The organism is Niallia circulans (assembly GCF_007273535.1).
Lineage (GTDB): Bacteria > Bacillota > Bacilli > Bacillales > Cytobacillaceae > Niallia > Niallia circulans_B.
Map to the genome: position 1 here is coordinate 1,627,272 of NZ_RIBP01000004.1, position 16,550 is coordinate 1,643,821.

The following is a 16,550-nucleotide window of genomic DNA, read 5'->3' on the forward strand; positions in this document are numbered from 1 at the left end:
CTTAAATGGCAAAGGATAAATTGATCGTAAAAGGTGCAAGAGCACATAATCTTAAAAATATTGATATCACGATACCAAGGGATAAGCTTGTCGTGATAACTGGATTGTCGGGCTCAGGGAAATCTTCTCTGGCCTTTGACACCATTTATGCAGAGGGACAAAGGCGTTATGTGGAGTCATTATCAGCATATGCCCGCCAATTCCTCGGCCAGATGGATAAGCCGGATGTTGACTCGATTGAAGGCCTAAGTCCTGCTATTTCCATCGATCAGAAAACGACGAGTCGCAATCCAAGATCCACTGTAGGAACAGTTACGGAAATCTACGATTATTTGCGGTTATTGTATGCAAGAATCGGCAGACCAGTATGTCCTGATCATGGTGTCGAGATTACGTCCCAAACGATTGAACAGATGGTTGACCGTATATTGGAATACCCGGAAAGAACGAAAATTCAGGTGCTTGCACCTGTTATTTCCGGCAGAAAAGGAGCACATGTGAAGGTGCTCGAGGATATAAAGAAGCAAGGATATGTGCGTGTCAGAATTGACGGTGAGATGCATGAGCTAAGTGATGATATTGAGCTGGAGAAAAATAAGAAGCACAATATTGAAGTGGTTATTGATCGGCTTGTTGTTAAAGAAGGGATATCCCAGCGTCTGGCAGATTCACTTGAGTCAGCCCTGCAATTTGGCGGCGGAAAAGTAATCATTGACGTAATCGGGGAAGAAGAGCTGTTATTCAGTGAACATCATGCCTGCCCGATTTGCGGTTTTTCAATTGGGGAATTAGAGCCAAGATTATTTTCCTTCAACAGCCCATTCGGAGCATGTCCAGAATGTGACGGACTTGGGACAAGGCTTGAGGTGGATATTGAGCTTGTCATTCCTAATCCAAATCTAACATTAAAGGAAAATGCGATTGCGCCGTGGGAATCGATAAGCTCGCAATATTATCCGCAGCTTTTAGAATGTGTCTGCAACCATTATGGCATTGACATGAATATACCCGTTAAGGATATTCCGAAAGGCATGCTTGATAAAATTCTTTACGGGTCAGGAAAGGAAAAAATTCACTTCCGATATGAAAATGATTTTGGTCAGGTAAGGGAAAATGATATCCAGTTTGAGGGTGTTGTTCGCAATGTGGAGAGAAGATATAAAGAAACAAGCTCTGACTTCATTCGTGAACAAATGGAAAAATATATGGCTCAGCAGGATTGCCCAACATGCAAAGGCTATCGATTAAAGAAGGAAGCTCAAGCAGTGTTTGTTAACGGCTTGCATATCGGCCAAGTGACAGAGAAATCAGTCATTGAAGGCAAAAACTTTTTTGAAAACCTAACATTAACTCAAAAGGAACAGCAAATTGCTAATCTTATTCTTCGCGAAATTTCAGAACGGCTTGGGTTCCTTAATAATGTTGGCTTGGATTATTTAACGCTGAGCAGGGCTGCTGGGACATTGTCAGGCGGGGAAGCACAGCGAATTCGGCTTGCAACCCAAATAGGTTCAAGATTAACAGGCGTCCTTTATATATTGGATGAGCCCTCCATTGGGCTTCATCAAAGGGATAATGATAAGCTGATTGATACTTTGAAGCATATGCGGGATATCGGTAACACGCTTATTGTCGTAGAACATGATGAAGATACCATGATGGAAGCAGACTATCTTATCGATGTCGGACCAGGTGCTGGTGTTCATGGTGGAGAAATTATTTCGACAGGGACACCGCAGGAAGTAATGGCAGATGATAATTCTATTACTGGTCAATATTTATCAGGTAAGAAGTTTATTCCATTGCCATTGGAAAGAAGAAAAAGTGATGGCAGAGAAATAGAGATTATTGGGGCGAACGAAAATAACCTCAAAAATGTCAACGTCAAAATTCCGCTTGGTGTGTTTACAGCAGTAACAGGAGTATCCGGTTCAGGGAAAAGTACCTTAGTAAATGAGATACTTCATAAAAGCCTTGCTCAGAAGTTGAACAGAGCGAAAGCGAAGCCTGGAGAGCATAAGGAAATCAAAGGGATTGACCAGCTTGAAAAGGTTATTGATATTGACCAATCTCCTATTGGCCGTACGCCAAGATCGAATCCGGCCACATATACTGGTGTGTTCGATGATATTCGTGACGTATATTCCACAACGAATGAAGCGAAGGTGCGAGGCTATAAAAAAGGCAGGTTCAGCTTTAATGTGAAAGGCGGAAGATGTGAAGCTTGCCGCGGTGATGGTATTATCAAAATAGAAATGCACTTCCTGCCGGATGTTTATGTTCCATGTGAGGTTTGTCATGGGAAACGGTATAACAGAGAAACACTTGAAGTGCAATACAAAGGGAAAAATATCTCAGATGTACTTGACATGACTGTAGAGGATGCAGTGTCATTCTTTGAGAATATCCCGAAAATACACCGTAAGCTGCAAACAATAGTAGATGTTGGTCTTGGATATATTAAACTTGGCCAGCCGGCGACAACCCTGTCCGGCGGTGAAGCACAAAGGGTCAAGCTTGCTTCTGAGCTTCATAAAAGATCAACAGGAAAAACCTTTTATATTTTAGATGAACCGACGACAGGTCTGCATGTTGATGACATTTCGAGACTGCTTGTTGTCTTGCAGCGTCTTGTCGATAATGGAGAAACGGTCCTCGTTATTGAACATAATCTGGATGTAATTAAGGCGACTGACTTTATTATTGATCTTGGTCCTGAAGGAGGAGACAAGGGCGGAACCATTTTAGGAAGCGGCACTCCTGAAGAAATTGCTGAACTTAAAGGTTCGTATACTGGTAAGTATTTAAAGCCCATCCTTGAAAGAGACCGTTTGCGTATGAAGAAAAGCATCAAAGAAGCGGAAGAAATAACAACAGGATAAGCTTTTTTCTGCAGCCGGCTTTAGAGTTCACTCTCTAAGCCGGCTTTTTGTATAAATCACTACAGGCATTTGAGTGTGGACATTATTCTTAATCCGTATCACTGCTCATACGATAGAAAGAAATGTTTTATTCCCAGCTTAGATGAAACCTTAAGATTGTTTCATTCGTAGTAATAGGAAAGGGAAGCAAGTAAAATCCAGCTTATCGCTGTATTTTTAGTAAGCCACAGGTCAAGAATGGACATAAAGAAAAAGAAGCGGCAAGTATTATACTCAAAGCTTAAAGTTTTACTTAAGTAGGGAAATATATAACAAGCATATGGGGAGGCATTTAGAATGGCTGATGAAAAAAGAAGGATTTTACAACTGTTGGAAGAAGGGAAGCTTACAATAGAAGAGGCTCTGTCTTTAATTGAAAAGGCAGACGAAGCAGATTTAGCTAAAAAACTAAATAGTGAAGAGACTCTTGCTGACGACTCTGTTTTTCAAGAAAAGAAGAAAGAGCCAAATCAGCAATCAACTTTTAAATTTCAATCAGCAAAAGAGAAATTATTTGACTTTGTTGATAATGCAGTAAAAAAGGTAAAGGAAGTAGACTTCGATCAGTTAAATATTACAAGACATGAGGAAGTATCCCATATCTTTCAATTTACAGAGGTATTTCCAAAAAACATAGATGTGGATATACCAAACGGTGAAGTAGAGCTTATTCCTTGGGACCAAGACGAAATCCGCATTGAGTGCAAAGCGAAGATATACAGAGTTGATTCGAATGAACAGGCGAAGGAATTGTTCTTGAAGGAAGTGCAAGTGAAGGCGAAGGAAGATATCTTAGAGCTTAAAGTGAATCATAAGTGGATGAAATTGCAGACGAAGTTTTATATTCCGAAAAACTCTTATCATATAGCAAAGGTTAGACTATTTACAGGCTCTATTAAAACATACGATTTATTGGCAGATCAGCTTTATGCGAAAACAGCGAACGGAAAAATTACGATAAATGCCGGCCAGAGCGAAAAGCTGGAAGCAGACGCAGCAAACGGCAGTATTGTCATTGAAAACAGTGTGATTCAAGCGCTTGATGGAGAAACATTAAATGGTGCAATCAAGGCAGAAGGTTTCTTCAGAAAGGTCGACCTTCAATCATTTAACGGCAATATCCTTTGCATCAATCATTCTGAAGATATTGAAGTGCTTGAGTTGAACGGCACAACTGGAAGTATTGAGGTTCAAGTACCAGATCAGCTTGCTGTAACAGGTAATTTAAAGACTAATTTTGGTGGATTTAATGTGGAACTGGAGGGTATACAAATAATAGAGGAAAAAAATGATGTGCTCCAAAAAGTGATGCAGTTCCAGTCCATTCAATCATTAGATAAACGAACCAAAATTGAAGCAAATACAAAAACTGGATCCATCAAAATAAAAAAACGGGAGCAGCAGTAATCTTCGAAAGGAGACAATATGAAGAAATTAGTGCGCTCAACAAATAATCGGAAATTGGCAGGAGTTATCGGTGGACTTGCAGAAAGTATCAATATTAATGCAAATCTATTAAGAGTAATTTTCATTCTGGCATTAATTCCGACTGGTTTTACGCTAGTATTAATTTACTTATTATTGACGTTTGTTCTTCCAAATGAGGTGTAGGAAAATATGAAGTGGTTATTAGGTATTGTTATAAATGCAGTGTTTTTCATTGCATTGGCAGGGTTGTTTAAAGATTCATTTTACCTTTCTGGTATAGGAGCAGCAATTGGGGCAAGTGTTATTTTGTCATTGCTTAATATTGTCGTTAAGCCTATCCTGATTCTTTTGACACTTCCTGTAACAATACTATCCTTAGGTTTGTTTTTATTTGTAATTAATGCTATTACCCTTTCTTTAACAGATCACTTAATGGGAGACAGCTTTGAGATTTCAAGCTTTGGTATGAGCATGCTTGCAAGTGTCCTGCTTTCTCTCTTTAATATCATCATTCAGAATACAATGCTGAAAAGTGAAAAGTAGAGGTTTTAGCATGTGGAAAAGGCGACACATATGTGTCAGCCTTTTTTTTTATCATGAAAAAAAGGTAGCCGAAAAACGTCAATTAACATAGTCAGAATCTAGCATAAATTTATGGAATAATGCTAAAATAAGATGATGCGATAAAGTAATTAAGTTAAAGCAGCATTGAACCTTTGAAGGAGGAACCCCATTGGCTAAGGTATTAATAAAAGAAGTAATGGAAGAGTTTGATTTAGAACTGATCAGCGGTGAAGAAGGAATTAATAGACCGATTACGGTAAGTGATATATCTAGACCTGGATTAGAGCTTGCAGGTTATTTTGATTATTACCCTGCAGAAAGGGTACAGCTCCTTGGGAAAACCGAGCTTACATTTGCTGAGAAGCTAAGTGAAGAGGAGCGGGAAACAAGGCTGACAAAACTTTGTAATGATATAACGCCAGGAATTATCATTACAAGAGGTAAAGAGGTACCAGCAGAATTAATAGAAGCTGCTGAAAGAAATGCTGTTCCTGTTATGCGATCCAAGCAAAAGACATCTTTATTCTCAAGCAGACTGACAAACTTCCTTGAGCGCAAGCTGGCTCCGACTACTGCTGTTCATGGCGTGCTTGTTGATATTTATGGTGTTGGTGTACTTATTACTGGGAAAAGTGGTGTTGGTAAAAGTGAGACTGCACTTGAGCTTGTTAAAAGAGGGCATCGTCTTGTAGCGGATGACTGTGTAGAAATTCGCCAAGAGGACGAGGGAGTAATCGTCGGACGCTCTCCTGAATTAATTGAGCATCTTTTGGAAATCCGCGGCTTAGGTATTATCAATGTGATGACATTGTTTGGAGCTGGTGCTGTCAGAAGTGATAAAAAAATCTCCATCATCATGTCTCTGGAGTTGTGGGAACAAAACAAGCAGTATGACCGCTTAGGTTTAGATGAAGAGAAAATGAAAATTATTGATACAGATGTGACTAAGCTGACAATTCCTGTTCGTCCTGGACGAAACTTGGCAGTTATCATTGAGGTTGCAGCAATGAACTTCCGTCTGAAAAGAATGGGTGTTAATGCTGCGCAGCAATTTACGAACAAGCTTGCTAACGTGATTTCACACGATAATGCATGATAACCTTATAGAGAAGAATAATTACAGGGGAAAAGGGAGGAATAGTAGTGGAGAATATACAGCCGATTGATCCTATTGCATTTTCGATAGGAGGGCTAGATGTTCGTTGGTATGGTGTTATTATCGGAACAGGCCTTATTCTGGCATTGATTTTGGCAATACGGGAAGGAAATAGACGAGGACTTGGAAAAGACGATTTCCCGGACTTAATGCTGTGGGCTATTCCAATATCCATAATATCTGCCAGAATTTATTATGTTATTTTTGAGTGGGATTATTACAGCAGCCATTTAGGAGATATTCCAAAAATATGGCATGGCGGTATTGCCATTCATGGTGCATTGATTGGCGCCATTATAACCACATACATATTTACAAAGAAAAAAGGCATTTCGTTTTGGAAAATGGCCGATATCGCTGCACCAAGCATTATTTTAGGTCAGGCGATTGGCCGCTGGGGCAACTTCATGAATCAGGAAGCGCACGGCGAAGAAGTGAGCCGATCGTTTTTAGAAGGATTGCATTTACCACAATTCATCATTGATCAAATGTATATAAATGGCACGTACTATCACCCAACATTTTTATATGAATCTTTATGGAATATCGTTGGTTTTGTTATTTTGATTCTATTAAGAAGAGTTAACATACGCAGAGGGGAAATATTCTTCTCTTACGTCATCTGGTACTCAATCGGTCGTTTCTTTATTGAAGGCATGAGAACAGACAGTTTAATGGTTGGTGATTTAAGAATGGCGCAGCTTATATCCTTGGCATTAATCGTAGTGTCAGTTCTGGCTATTATTTACAGAAGGAAATCCGGATTGGCGAGTGAGCGCTATTTGGAGAGCAGTAACTAGAAGTCAGAAAGGAAAGAGATAAGATGAACGGAAAAATTAATACACTGTTATTTGATTTAGATGGAACACTTATCGATACAAATGAACTAATTATTTCTTCATTTTTGCATACACTGGAGTTCTATTATCCTGGTAAATATCAACGCGAAGATGTCATTCCATTTATGGGGCCAACCTTAATGGAGACATTCGGCGGGATAGATGTACACAAGGCAGAGGAAATGGTCGCAAAATACAGGGCATTTAATATAGCTAACCATGATAATATTGTGACGATTTTTGAAGGTGTTTATGACACGATTAAGGCATTAAAGGAAAATGGCTATAAGATTGGGATTGTTACGACAAAGTTATCAGATGTAGTCAATATGGGCTTGCGCTTAACGAAGCTGGATGAATTTTTTGATGTTATTGTTGCACTTGACCATGTGAAGAATGCGAAGCCTGATCCAGAACCAGTCTTAATGGCGCTGGAAAAGCTCGGATCTTCTCCTGAGGAAGCAATTATGGTCGGTGACAACTCTCATGACATCCTTGCAGGGAAAAATGCGGGCACAAAAACAGCGGGTGTAGCATGGACGTTAAAAGGAAGAGATTTCTTGGCATCCTTGGAGCCGGATTATCTTTTGAATAATATGAGCGATCTGCTGGCTATTCTTGACGTGGAAGTTAAATGAGACGAACGACTCGCTATCCGGTGAGCGGGCCCAACTCTTTATGGCATGTTTATAAAACAGTTCCGTTTCTGAAGGTAATCAAAAATTTCATCGTCATTCAGCTTGCAAGATATACTCCGTTTCTTGGATTGAAAAACTGGATGTATCGCAAACTATTGAAAATGACCGTTGGCAAAGAAACCTCCTTTGCTTTAATGGTGATGGTGGATATTATGTACCCAGAAAAAATAAAAGTCGGGAAAAATTCGGTCATCGGCTATAACACCACAATTTTGGCGCATGAGTATCTTATTGAAGAATATCGTCTTGGAGAGATAGTAATTGGAGATGAAGTGATGATTGGGGCGAATACGACAATTCTCCCTGGTGTGGAGATTGGTGACAATGCGGTTGTTTCCGCAGGCACCCTTGTTCATAAGGATGTTCCTGCCGGCAGTTTTGTTGGCGGTAATCCAATGCAAATCATTTATTCTGCAGAAGAGATGCAAAAACGGCGCCAAAATAGTCCAATTTATATAGTGGAAGAATAAAACGAGGCAACTCTAATAATGAGTCTTATTTCAAAGGGGATGACAAGAAGTCAGGCCACCTTTGAAAAAGATCATGAGCTAGGGTTGCTTTTTTTTATAAAAGGGAAAAGTCAGAAAACAGTGATTTTTACTTGACCAAAAGGTTTTGGAAGAGTAAACTACAAATAACCTTTAATTTGTTAGCATATTAGCGAACTAAAGCATTCGGAATATTCTTCTTTATGAGGTGTATAAAATGAGCAGCTTGTTTATGTTTGAAAAGCCATTAGGCATGAGAGACAGTTTACCTGAAATATATGAAACAAAATATATAGTAAAGCAAATAATGGACAAAGAAATAAAGCAATGGGGCTATCAATTTATGGAGACACCAACATTGGAGTACTACGAAACAGTTGGAACAGCCTCCGCTATTTTAGATCAGCAGCTGTTTAAGCTCCTGGATCAGCAAGGACATACATTGGTGCTTCGTCCTGATATGACGGCTCCAATCGCAAGGGTGGCAGCCTCTAAACTGCTGAATGAAGATTTGCCGTTGCGCCTTGCCTATAATGCTTCTGTTTTCCGTGCACAGCAAAGAGAAGGTGGCAGACCTGCAGAGTTTGAACAAATTGGTGTTGAGTATATTGGTGACAAAACAGTTAGTGCAGACGGCGAAGGGATAGCGCTGATGATATCTTCATTAGAGAAGGCAGGCGTGCAGAAATATCAGCTTTCTGTCGGACATATCGGCTTTGTGCAAGCCTTTTTTGAACAAATTCTCGGCACGAAGGAAAGAGCAGATGCCTTGACGAAATATTTGTATGAAAAGAATTATGTCGGCTATCGCCAGCATGTGGATAATCTTTCTTTGTCTAGCATTGATAAACAGAGGCTTCAAGATTTTCTGAAGCTAAGAGGTGGAGAGGAAGTAGTTACTCTTGCCTATAAGCTGATTGAAAATGGCAGGGGAACACAAGCAATTGATGACTTGCAGCAATTATGGGACATCCTATTAGATTACGGTGTCGAAAATCAAGTTCGCTTCGATTTAACGCTTGTCAGCCATATGAGCTATTACACAGGAATTCTGTATGAGGCCTATGCCGAAGGAGTTGGCTTTCCAATTGGAAGCGGAGGCAGATATGATCTTCTCCTCGCCAAATTCGGCAAAAATACAGGCGCAACAGGATTCGCCATTCGCATCGATCATTTGCTGGAGGCATTAGGAAGTCTTGCTAGAAAAAGCGATATTCACTGCATTCTTTTCAGTGGTGACAGAAGAAAAGAAGCATTCGAATTGGCGAAACAAAAAAGAGCAGACGGCTTTAAAGTGATTACACAGGACATAAATGGTGTCGGTAACGTGGATGCTTGTACAAAGCAATATGATGAGATCACCTTGTTAGTCGGGAAAGCGGGAATGGAGGTTGTCAAATGAAGGATATTCTTACAATTGCCATGCCAAAGGGAAGGATTTTTGAAGAAGCAGCAGAGCTTTTGCGAGAAGCAGGATATCAGCTGCCACAGGAATTTGACGACTCCAGAAAACTAATTATTGATGTTGAAGAAGAAAATTTTCGGTTTATTCTAGCAAAACCTATGGATGTTCCGACATACGTCGAGCATGGTGTTGCAGATTTAGGAATCGCAGGCAAGGACGTTATGCTAGAAGAAGAAAGAGATATTTATGAGCTTTTAGACTTGAAAATAAGTGCTTGTTACTTAGCCGTGGCAGGCTTGCCAAATACAAAATTAAATGAAATTGCACCTCGAATAGCAACCAAATATCCAAATGTGGCTGCAGCATATTTTCGTGAACAAGGCTCACAGGTGGAAATCATTAAGCTGAATGGATCTATTGAGATTGCACCAATTATCGGCTTAACAGATCGGATCGTAGATATTGTATCTACAGGAAAAACGCTTGTTGAAAATGGGCTTGTTGAATACGAAAAGATTGTTGATATTACATCCCGTCTTATTGTTAACCCAGTCAGCTATCGCATGAAGGATAAGCGAATAAGTGATTTAGTCGACCGTGTTAACGGTGTAGTCAGAGCGGTGCAAAAATAGATTTTGGAGTGGAGACCGGAATGAAAATAGTAAATGGTGTAGACAGTTCCTACCTGAAACGATCTGTGGATGCAGGGACGGAAGAACAGAGAATTATTGTAAAGGACATTATAGCGAATGTGAAAAACGCTGGCGATAAGGCGTTGAAGGAATATACGCTGAAATTCGATCAAGCCGATTTATCAAGCCTTCTGGTCAGCGAAGAAGAATTGGAAGCAGCCTACGAAGATGTTGATAAGGAAATGGTATCCATTATTAAAGAAGCGGCAGATAATATTCGGTCATATCACCAAAATCAGCTGAAAACCTCGTGGATGGTTACAAAGGAAGATGGCACAATCCTTGGGCAAAAAATAACACCGTTGGATTCTGTCGGTGTTTACGTTCCAGGCGGGACAGCGGCATACCCTTCATCTGTTCTTATGAATGTTGTACCCGCAAAGGTCGCAGGTGTTGCTAGAATCGTCATGGTTTCTCCTCCGAACGCAGATGGGAAATTGCCAAGTGCAGTTTTGGTAGCAGCACATATCGCAGGTGTTAAGGAAATTTATAAGGCTGGAGGAGCACAAGCGGTTGCTGCCCTTGCATATGGAACGGAAACGATAAACAGCGTCGATAAAATTGTTGGACCAGGCAATATTTTTGTAGCATTAGCAAAAAGGGAAGTTTACGGTGACGTTGATATTGATATGATTGCAGGTCCGAGTGAAATTGCTGTTCTTGCAGATGACACAGCAAATGCGGATGAAGTGGCAGCAGACCTCCTGTCACAGGCAGAGCATGACACAAGAGCATCGGCTGTTCTTGTGACAACATCTCAATTGCTTGCTGAACAAGTTTCAGCAGAGGTGGCAAAGCAGCTGAGCGAATTACCGCGCAAGGAAATTGCTGAGAAATCGATTGAAGATTATGGGTTGATTGTGTTAACCGAAACAATGGATCTTGCAGTAGAAGCAATCAATGCGATTGCTCCGGAGCATCTGGAAATTATCACAGAAAATCCGTTTGAGCTGCTTGGGAAAATCAAGCATGCTGGTGCAATTTTTCTTGGGCGATACAGCTCAGAGCCGGTCGGAGATTATTTTGCAGGGACAAACCATGTGTTACCGACAAATGGAACGGCTAGATTCTCCAGTCCGTTAAATGTTGATGACTTCCAAAAGAAATCTAGTGTGATTTCCTACAGTGAAAAGGCATTTACACAAAATGGCCAGAAGATTGCCGCATTTGCACGTCTTGAAGGCTTGGAAGCACATGCTAGAGCAATCGAAGCAAGATATAAAAACAAGTAATATTTTTTAAAGGAGGCTTAAACGATGGGAAGAACAGCGGCGATAAGCAGGAAAACAGGCGAAACAAATATTCAATTGTCCTACAATATTGATGGCGAGGGCATTTCGGAGATTGATTCAGGTGTCCCTTTTATGAACCATATGCTTGATCTCTTTACAAAGCATGGTCAATTTAACTTAACCGTTCAAGCAAATGGGGATATTGAGGTTGACGACCACCATACTACAGAGGATATCGGTATTTGTCTTGGGCTTGCATTAAAGGAAGCACTTGGTGATAAAATGGGCATTAAACGCTATGGAAACAGCTTTGTACCAATGGATGAAACATTGGCGCAAGTAGTAGTGGATTTAAGCAATCGTCCTCATCTTGAGTTCCGGGCGGAATTTCCAAGCAGTAAAGTAGGCACATTTGATACAGAGCTTGTTCATGAATTCTTATGGAAGTTTGCCTTAGAAGCAAGAATAAATCTGCACGTCATCCTGCATTATGGGCACAACACGCATCATATGATTGAAGCAATCTTCAAAGCGTTAGCTAGAGCGCTTGACGAGGCAACAACCATTGATCCAAGAGTAAAAGGGATTCCATCCACGAAAGGAATGCTTTAAAATGCTTGGAATTATCGATTATGGCATGGGCAATTTATTTAGTGTAAGCAAAGCGCTAGAAAGATTGGACATTCCTTATTTTATTTCTGAGGATGCGGAGAAGCTGATGGAAGCAGATGCGTTAATTCTGCCAGGTGTCGGGGCATTTAAGGATGCAATGGCAAAACTGAATGAATCCGGCTTAGCTGATATGATTCGTCAATATGCTAACAGCCAAAAGCCATTGCTTGGCATCTGTTTAGGCATGCAGCTCCTTTTTGATGAAAGCGAGGAGCATGGTCAGGCAGAAGGACTGCACTTATTGCCAGGTAAGATCGTCCGCTTTCCAGGTGAAACAGCAGATGGGGAGAAATATAAAGTGCCACATATGGGCTGGAATCGGATTGAGTTTAAGAAGGACTCAAAAATAACTGCAGGTTTAACAAATGACTATGTTTATTTCGTTCATTCTTACTATGCAGAAACAAACGAAGACATTATCATTGCCAGCAGTGATTATGACAAGGAAGTGCCAGCAGTAGTTGGAAAAGGCAATGTATACGGAATGCAATTTCATCCTGAAAAAAGCAGCAAGCTTGGGATGGAGCTGCTTGGCGGCTTTACGGAGCTTATAAAGAAAGGGTGAACAACATGAGCTTTACCTTATATCCTGCGATTGATATGAGAGGCGGCAAGTGTGTCCGTCTAATTCAAGGAGATTATGATAAAGAGACTGTTTACGGTGATTCACCGTTTGATATGGCAAAAAGCTTTGCAGACCAAGGAGCAGAGTGGATACATATGGTCGACCTTGACGGAGCAAAGGATGGTAAAAGAGTCAATGATTTATTCGTTGTAGAAGCAGCAAACAAACTGGGCGTTTCTGTGCAAATCGGTGGCGGCATTCGAACAGAGGAGGACATTGCTCACTATTTGGAGAATGGTGTTACACGTGTCATCATCGGAAGTATTGCTATATCCAACCCCGATTTTGCGATTGACATGATTAAAAAGTATGGCAGCGCGATTGCACTTGGTATTGATGCGAAAAATGGCTTTGTGGCAACACATGGTTGGATGGAAACATCTGCAACACGAGCAGCAGACTTAGGGAAACGATTTGCTGATGCAGGTGCAGAAAACTTCATATTTACTGACATTGCAACAGATGGCATGCTTAGTGGTCCGAATGTGTCTGCGGTTAGAGAAATGGCTGCTGTAACAAAGAAGAATGTAATTGCCTCTGGCGGAGTCAGCAGTCTTGCCGACCTTGTTGGATTAAAACAGTACGCCGCTGATGGTGTTGCAGGTGCAATAATCGGCAAGGCACTATATGAAGGACGTTTTACACTTCGAGATGCATTAAATGAGGTGGGCAAATAATGTTGACGAAAAGAATCATACCTTGCTTGGATGTTAAGGAAGGACGGGTCGTTAAGGGTGTGCAGTTTGTCCAACTCCGGGATGCTGGCGATCCAGTCGAGCTTGCTCGTTTTTATGATGAGCAAGGCGCAGATGAGCTTGTTTTTCTTGACATTTCAGCGTCACATGAAGGGCGCAAAACAATGGTTGAAGTGGTGAAGGAAGTTGCTTCAGAGCTTGCAATTCCGTTCACTGTCGGCGGTGGGATTAATACATTGGATGATATGAAAAGAATTCTCCGTGCAGGTGCTGATAAAGTATCCCTAAATACAGCAGCAGTCACAAATCCAAAGTTGATCACCGAGGGAGCCAATTTTTTCGGGTCTCAATGTATTGTTGTTGCCATCGATGCTAAATTCGACCAAGAGCTTGGAACATGGAGAGTGTACACGCACGGCGGCAGGACACCTGTCGACAAGGATGTTATTACATGGGCAAAAGAAGCAGTCGAGCTTGGTGCAGGCGAAATCTTGTTGACGAGCATGGATTCTGATGGAGAGAAGAAGGGATTTGACTTACCCTTAACAAAAGCAGTAAGTGAGGCTGTTACTGTTCCTGTCATTGCATCAGGCGGTGCTGGTAACGCAGAGGATTTTCTGAAGGTATTTAAAGAAGCAAATGCAGATGCAGCACTGGCTGCGAGCATTTTTCATTATAAAGAAACCTCTGTTAATGAAGTCAAAGGATATCTACATGAAAGAGGAGTGCTTGTAAGATGACATTAGACGAGCTTAAATTTGATGAAAAAGGACTAATCCCGGCAATTGTTCAAGATGCTGCTACAAAAGAAGTTCTTACATTGGCATATATGAACGAGGAATCATTAGGAAAATCTCTGGCTACAGGAGAAACATGGTTTTACAGCAGGTCAAGAAGTGAGCTTTGGCATAAAGGAGCAACAAGTGGAAACACACAGCAAATTGTTGAAATTAAATTTGACTGTGACAAGGATGCTCTTGTTGTCCTTGTATCTCCAAATGGTCCTGCGTGTCATAATGGCACAGTTAGCTGTTTTGCAGAAAGTCTTTATCAAAATAAAGATGCTTTCAGCAAGGAAATTTCAAACTATCAAATTTTGAAAGACTTGGAAGCTGTCATTCAAGAAAGAGAGATTAATCGTCCTGAAGGTGCGTATACAACTTACCTGTTTGAAAAAGGGGTCGATAAAATTTTGAAGAAAGTCGGCGAGGAGGCAGCTGAAGTCATCATTGCAGCTAAGAATAGAGATACGGAAGAGCTTAAATGGGAAGCAGCCGATCTACTTTACCACCTCTTTGTATTGCTGAGGGAACAAGGACTTCCTTTTGCTGAAATACTGAAGGTTTTAGATCAACGCCATCAAGAAAAATAATGATACGGACTGTCTGACGGATTTTTAGCGCTTTCGCTCTCAATTCCTGACGGCAGTTTTTTGTATGCTTTCATGAAATAAGGAGAATAAATTTGCACCAAAGAAAAACCATATTTTTTCAAGTGTGCGGGCATTTTCGTAAACTGCCTGCTCCGCAACCTTCGAAATATGGTATACTACATAAGTTGAAGCAATAGAAATTGCTCTGTATGAGTTTAAATAGATTGTTGGAGGATTACATGAATAAAGACTCAAATACTTTACAACCAATGGGTAAACTTATTACATTTAATCCTACAGGCGAATATTATTTTTCCAAAGGCATTAAGGCATATCATCAAAGAGATTATAATAAATCATTGAAATATTTGCAAAGAGCAATGCAACTGGATCCCGGGGAACCGACGATACTTTGTCAACTTGCAATTGTCTATGCAGATATTGGAGAATATCAAAAATCCAATGAACTGCTTCATCTCATTATTGAAGAGCTAGATGAAGAAATGGTGGAATGTTATTATTTCCTTGCAAATAATTATGCGCATTTAGGATTTTTCAAAGATGCTTATTATCATGCTAAATTATATTTAAAGCTGGAACCAGAAGGCGAATTTCGGGAGGATACCGAGGACTTGCTTGAAGTGCTCACATTAGAGTCTGATGACCTGGAAGAAGAGGAGCCTTATGAAGAGGAAGATCTGATTAACAGGCAAGAGCATGCTAGAGAGCTTCTTGAATCAGGTAATTTCAACAAAGCTGTTGAAATGCTAAAGAAAGTTATTTCTGACTATCCTGAGTACTGGTCTGCCTACAATAATTTGGCCTTGGCTTACTTCTATCTTGGGGAAGTGAAAAAGGCGAACAGCATTCTTGAGGAAGTGCTGGAGAAAAACGCTGGCAATCTTCATGCTCTTTGTAACAAGCTTGTTTTTGCTTATTATGAAGGAAGTATCGAAAGTATAACCGAGCAGACAGAAATTCTCAAAAAAATAAAGCCAATTTCTGTTGATCACCAATTTAAGCTTGGAACTACTTTTGCTCTTGTTGGAGAATATGAATCTGCTTATTTTCTTTTGCGAAAGCTACAAAAACAAGGATATACAGAGGATGCGACCTTCTATTATTGGCTATCTGCCTCTGCCTATTTTGTTGGCAGAACAAAGTTTGCCAAGACTGTTTGGAAGAAAGTGCTTGAGCTGAATCCAGATAAAGAAGGGCATGAACCATGGAAGGAAAAGGAAGATAAGGTCAATGGGTTTGAAGATCATATACCTTCCATCTTAAAGAGGTATACTAGCAACCATCAAGAGGAACGATTGTTTGCAGTATTTCTGACTGCTATTTCCAAAAACAAGGAAGCAATTTTGTCATCTTCACAAGTCAATGACACTCACAGTTTCACTTCATTGGAGAATCAATATCTCTCTTTTGTGAAGTCTGGAGCAAACATTAGCGATTCAATGCTGTTAACGGCACATAGTACTGCTGAAATTATCTACAGTAAACATAATCCAATCGGAACGGTTGAGGCAGGACTTTACTTAATGTGGTTTTCTGTTTTTATTCAGCTTCATAAAGCAGGAGTAAAAATGGGCAACAGCAGTGGATTGGCTGCGGCAATGGATTATGTGTGGAGCAAATACAGAAACGAAAAGACTTCTCAAAAGGAAACGGCAAGTTTATACGGTCTTTCTACAGCAACACTGCAGAAGTACATTAAAATCATCAAGGAATATAATGAGTGATGAAATAGGCTCCACCAT

17 protein-coding genes are annotated in these 16,550 nt (G+C 40.5%); all 17 read left to right on the forward strand.

Features of this window, described 5'->3' with window-relative positions; all coding sequences use genetic code 11:
- Positions 1–5 precede the first annotated feature (5 nt).
- The 17 genes from uvrA (at position 6) to CEQ21_RS15990 (ending at position 16,532) form a co-directional block, all read left to right on the forward strand.
- Entirely contained in the window at positions 6–2,882 is a 2,877-nt protein-coding gene (uvrA, locus tag CEQ21_RS15910; RefSeq protein ID WP_185765374.1) for an excinuclease ABC subunit UvrA, read from the forward strand.
- A gap of 336 nt (positions 2,883–3,218) precedes the next feature.
- Positions 3,219–4,328: a DUF4097 family beta strand repeat-containing protein gene (locus CEQ21_RS15915; RefSeq protein ID WP_185765375.1), complete on the forward strand. Its 1,110-nt coding sequence runs from the start codon at positions 3,219–3,221 to the stop codon at positions 4,326–4,328.
- 18 nt (positions 4,329–4,346) lie between these two features.
- Positions 4,347–4,532 carry a PspC domain-containing protein gene (locus tag CEQ21_RS15920; protein ID WP_185765376.1) on the forward strand — a complete coding sequence of 62 codons (186 nt, stop codon included), beginning with the start codon at positions 4,347–4,349 and terminating at the stop codon, positions 4,530–4,532.
- A gap of 6 nt (positions 4,533–4,538) precedes the next feature.
- Positions 4,539–4,892 (forward strand): phage holin family protein, encoded by a 354-nt coding sequence (locus CEQ21_RS15925; protein ID WP_127738162.1) that lies wholly within the window; start codon positions 4,539–4,541, stop codon positions 4,890–4,892.
- Positions 4,893–5,082: 190 nt separating this feature from the next.
- Positions 5,083–6,009 (forward strand): HPr(Ser) kinase/phosphatase, encoded by a 927-nt coding sequence (gene hprK, locus CEQ21_RS15930; RefSeq protein WP_185765377.1) that lies wholly within the window; start codon positions 5,083–5,085, stop codon positions 6,007–6,009.
- A gap of 47 nt (positions 6,010–6,056) precedes the next feature.
- A complete protein-coding gene (gene lgt, locus CEQ21_RS15935) occupies positions 6,057–6,869 on the forward strand; it encodes a prolipoprotein diacylglyceryl transferase (protein WP_213087343.1) in 813 nt (270 codons plus the stop codon).
- Positions 6,870–6,892: 23 nt separating this feature from the next.
- Entirely contained in the window at positions 6,893–7,546 is a 654-nt protein-coding gene (gene ppaX, locus CEQ21_RS15940) for a pyrophosphatase PpaX (RefSeq protein ID WP_185765378.1), read from the forward strand.
- On the forward strand, positions 7,543–8,076 hold the full coding sequence (locus CEQ21_RS15945) for an acyltransferase (protein WP_185765379.1): 534 nt from the start codon (positions 7,543–7,545) through the stop codon (positions 8,074–8,076). Before ppaX ends, CEQ21_RS15945 begins: the two co-directional genes overlap by 4 nt.
- Before the next feature lie 235 nt (positions 8,077–8,311).
- Positions 8,312–9,496, forward strand: a complete 1,185-nt coding sequence (locus tag CEQ21_RS15950) for an ATP phosphoribosyltransferase regulatory subunit (RefSeq protein ID WP_185765380.1) — start codon at positions 8,312–8,314, stop codon at positions 9,494–9,496.
- Positions 9,493–10,131 (forward strand): ATP phosphoribosyltransferase, encoded by a 639-nt coding sequence (hisG, locus tag CEQ21_RS15955; RefSeq protein ID WP_185765381.1) that lies wholly within the window; start codon positions 9,493–9,495, stop codon positions 10,129–10,131. The genes CEQ21_RS15950 and hisG overlap by 4 nt, the downstream gene beginning before the upstream one ends.
- Positions 10,132–10,151: 20 nt before the next feature.
- Positions 10,152–11,423, forward strand: a complete 1,272-nt coding sequence (gene hisD, locus CEQ21_RS15960; RefSeq protein WP_185765382.1) for a histidinol dehydrogenase — start codon at positions 10,152–10,154, stop codon at positions 11,421–11,423.
- A 24-nt stretch (positions 11,424–11,447) separates the two neighbouring features.
- The gene (gene hisB, locus CEQ21_RS15965; protein ID WP_185765383.1) at positions 11,448–12,035 is read left to right on the forward strand and encodes an imidazoleglycerol-phosphate dehydratase HisB; all 588 of its coding nucleotides are present in this window, start codon (positions 11,448–11,450) and stop codon (positions 12,033–12,035) included.
- A 1-nt stretch (position 12,036) separates the two neighbouring features.
- Positions 12,037–12,660, forward strand: a complete 624-nt coding sequence (gene hisH, locus CEQ21_RS15970; RefSeq protein ID WP_185765384.1) for an imidazole glycerol phosphate synthase subunit HisH — start codon at positions 12,037–12,039, stop codon at positions 12,658–12,660.
- A gap of 5 nt (positions 12,661–12,665) precedes the next feature.
- On the forward strand, positions 12,666–13,397 hold the full coding sequence (gene hisA / locus CEQ21_RS15975; RefSeq protein ID WP_185765385.1) for a 1-(5-phosphoribosyl)-5-[(5-phosphoribosylamino)methylideneamino]imidazole-4-carboxamide isomerase: 732 nt from the start codon (positions 12,666–12,668) through the stop codon (positions 13,395–13,397).
- Positions 13,397–14,155, forward strand: coding sequence for an imidazole glycerol phosphate synthase subunit HisF (hisF, locus tag CEQ21_RS15980; RefSeq protein ID WP_185765386.1), 759 nt, complete (start codon positions 13,397–13,399; stop codon positions 14,153–14,155). The genes hisA and hisF overlap by 1 nt, the downstream gene beginning before the upstream one ends.
- A complete protein-coding gene (hisIE, locus tag CEQ21_RS15985) occupies positions 14,152–14,787 on the forward strand; it encodes a bifunctional phosphoribosyl-AMP cyclohydrolase/phosphoribosyl-ATP diphosphatase HisIE (RefSeq protein ID WP_185765387.1) in 636 nt (211 codons plus the stop codon). Before hisF ends, hisIE begins: the two co-directional genes overlap by 4 nt.
- Before the next feature lie 239 nt (positions 14,788–15,026).
- Positions 15,027–16,532, forward strand: a complete 1,506-nt coding sequence (locus CEQ21_RS15990; RefSeq protein WP_185765388.1) for a tetratricopeptide repeat protein — start codon at positions 15,027–15,029, stop codon at positions 16,530–16,532.
- Positions 16,533–16,550: the final 18 nt, after the last annotated feature.

Bases quoted from the DNA above. Each gene is read 5' to 3' on its own strand.
- uvrA (WP_185765374.1), top strand. From the start codon at position 6: ATGGCAAAGGATAAATTGATCGTAAAAGGTGCAAGAGCACATAATCTT.
- CEQ21_RS15915 (WP_185765375.1), top strand. From the start codon at position 3,219: ATGGCTGATGAAAAAAGAAGGATTTTACAACTGTTGGAAGAAGGGAAG.
- CEQ21_RS15920 (WP_185765376.1), top strand. From the start codon at position 4,347: ATGAAGAAATTAGTGCGCTCAACAAATAATCGGAAATTGGCAGGAGTT.
- CEQ21_RS15925 (WP_127738162.1), top strand. From the start codon at position 4,539: ATGAAGTGGTTATTAGGTATTGTTATAAATGCAGTGTTTTTCATTGCA.
- ppaX (WP_185765378.1), top strand. From the start codon at position 6,893: ATGAACGGAAAAATTAATACACTGTTATTTGATTTAGATGGAACACTT.
- CEQ21_RS15945 (WP_185765379.1), top strand. From the start codon at position 7,543: ATGAGACGAACGACTCGCTATCCGGTGAGCGGGCCCAACTCTTTATGG.
- CEQ21_RS15950 (WP_185765380.1), top strand. From the start codon at position 8,312: ATGAGCAGCTTGTTTATGTTTGAAAAGCCATTAGGCATGAGAGACAGT.
- hisG (WP_185765381.1), top strand. From the start codon at position 9,493: ATGAAGGATATTCTTACAATTGCCATGCCAAAGGGAAGGATTTTTGAA.
- hisD (WP_185765382.1), top strand. From the start codon at position 10,152: ATGAAAATAGTAAATGGTGTAGACAGTTCCTACCTGAAACGATCTGTG.
- hisB (WP_185765383.1), top strand. From the start codon at position 11,448: ATGGGAAGAACAGCGGCGATAAGCAGGAAAACAGGCGAAACAAATATT.
- hisH (WP_185765384.1), top strand. From the start codon at position 12,037: ATGCTTGGAATTATCGATTATGGCATGGGCAATTTATTTAGTGTAAGC.
- hisA (WP_185765385.1), top strand. From the start codon at position 12,666: ATGAGCTTTACCTTATATCCTGCGATTGATATGAGAGGCGGCAAGTGT.
- hisF (WP_185765386.1), top strand. From the start codon at position 13,397: ATGTTGACGAAAAGAATCATACCTTGCTTGGATGTTAAGGAAGGACGG.
- hisIE (WP_185765387.1), top strand. From the start codon at position 14,152: ATGACATTAGACGAGCTTAAATTTGATGAAAAAGGACTAATCCCGGCA.
- CEQ21_RS15990 (WP_185765388.1), top strand. From the start codon at position 15,027: ATGAATAAAGACTCAAATACTTTACAACCAATGGGTAAACTTATTACA.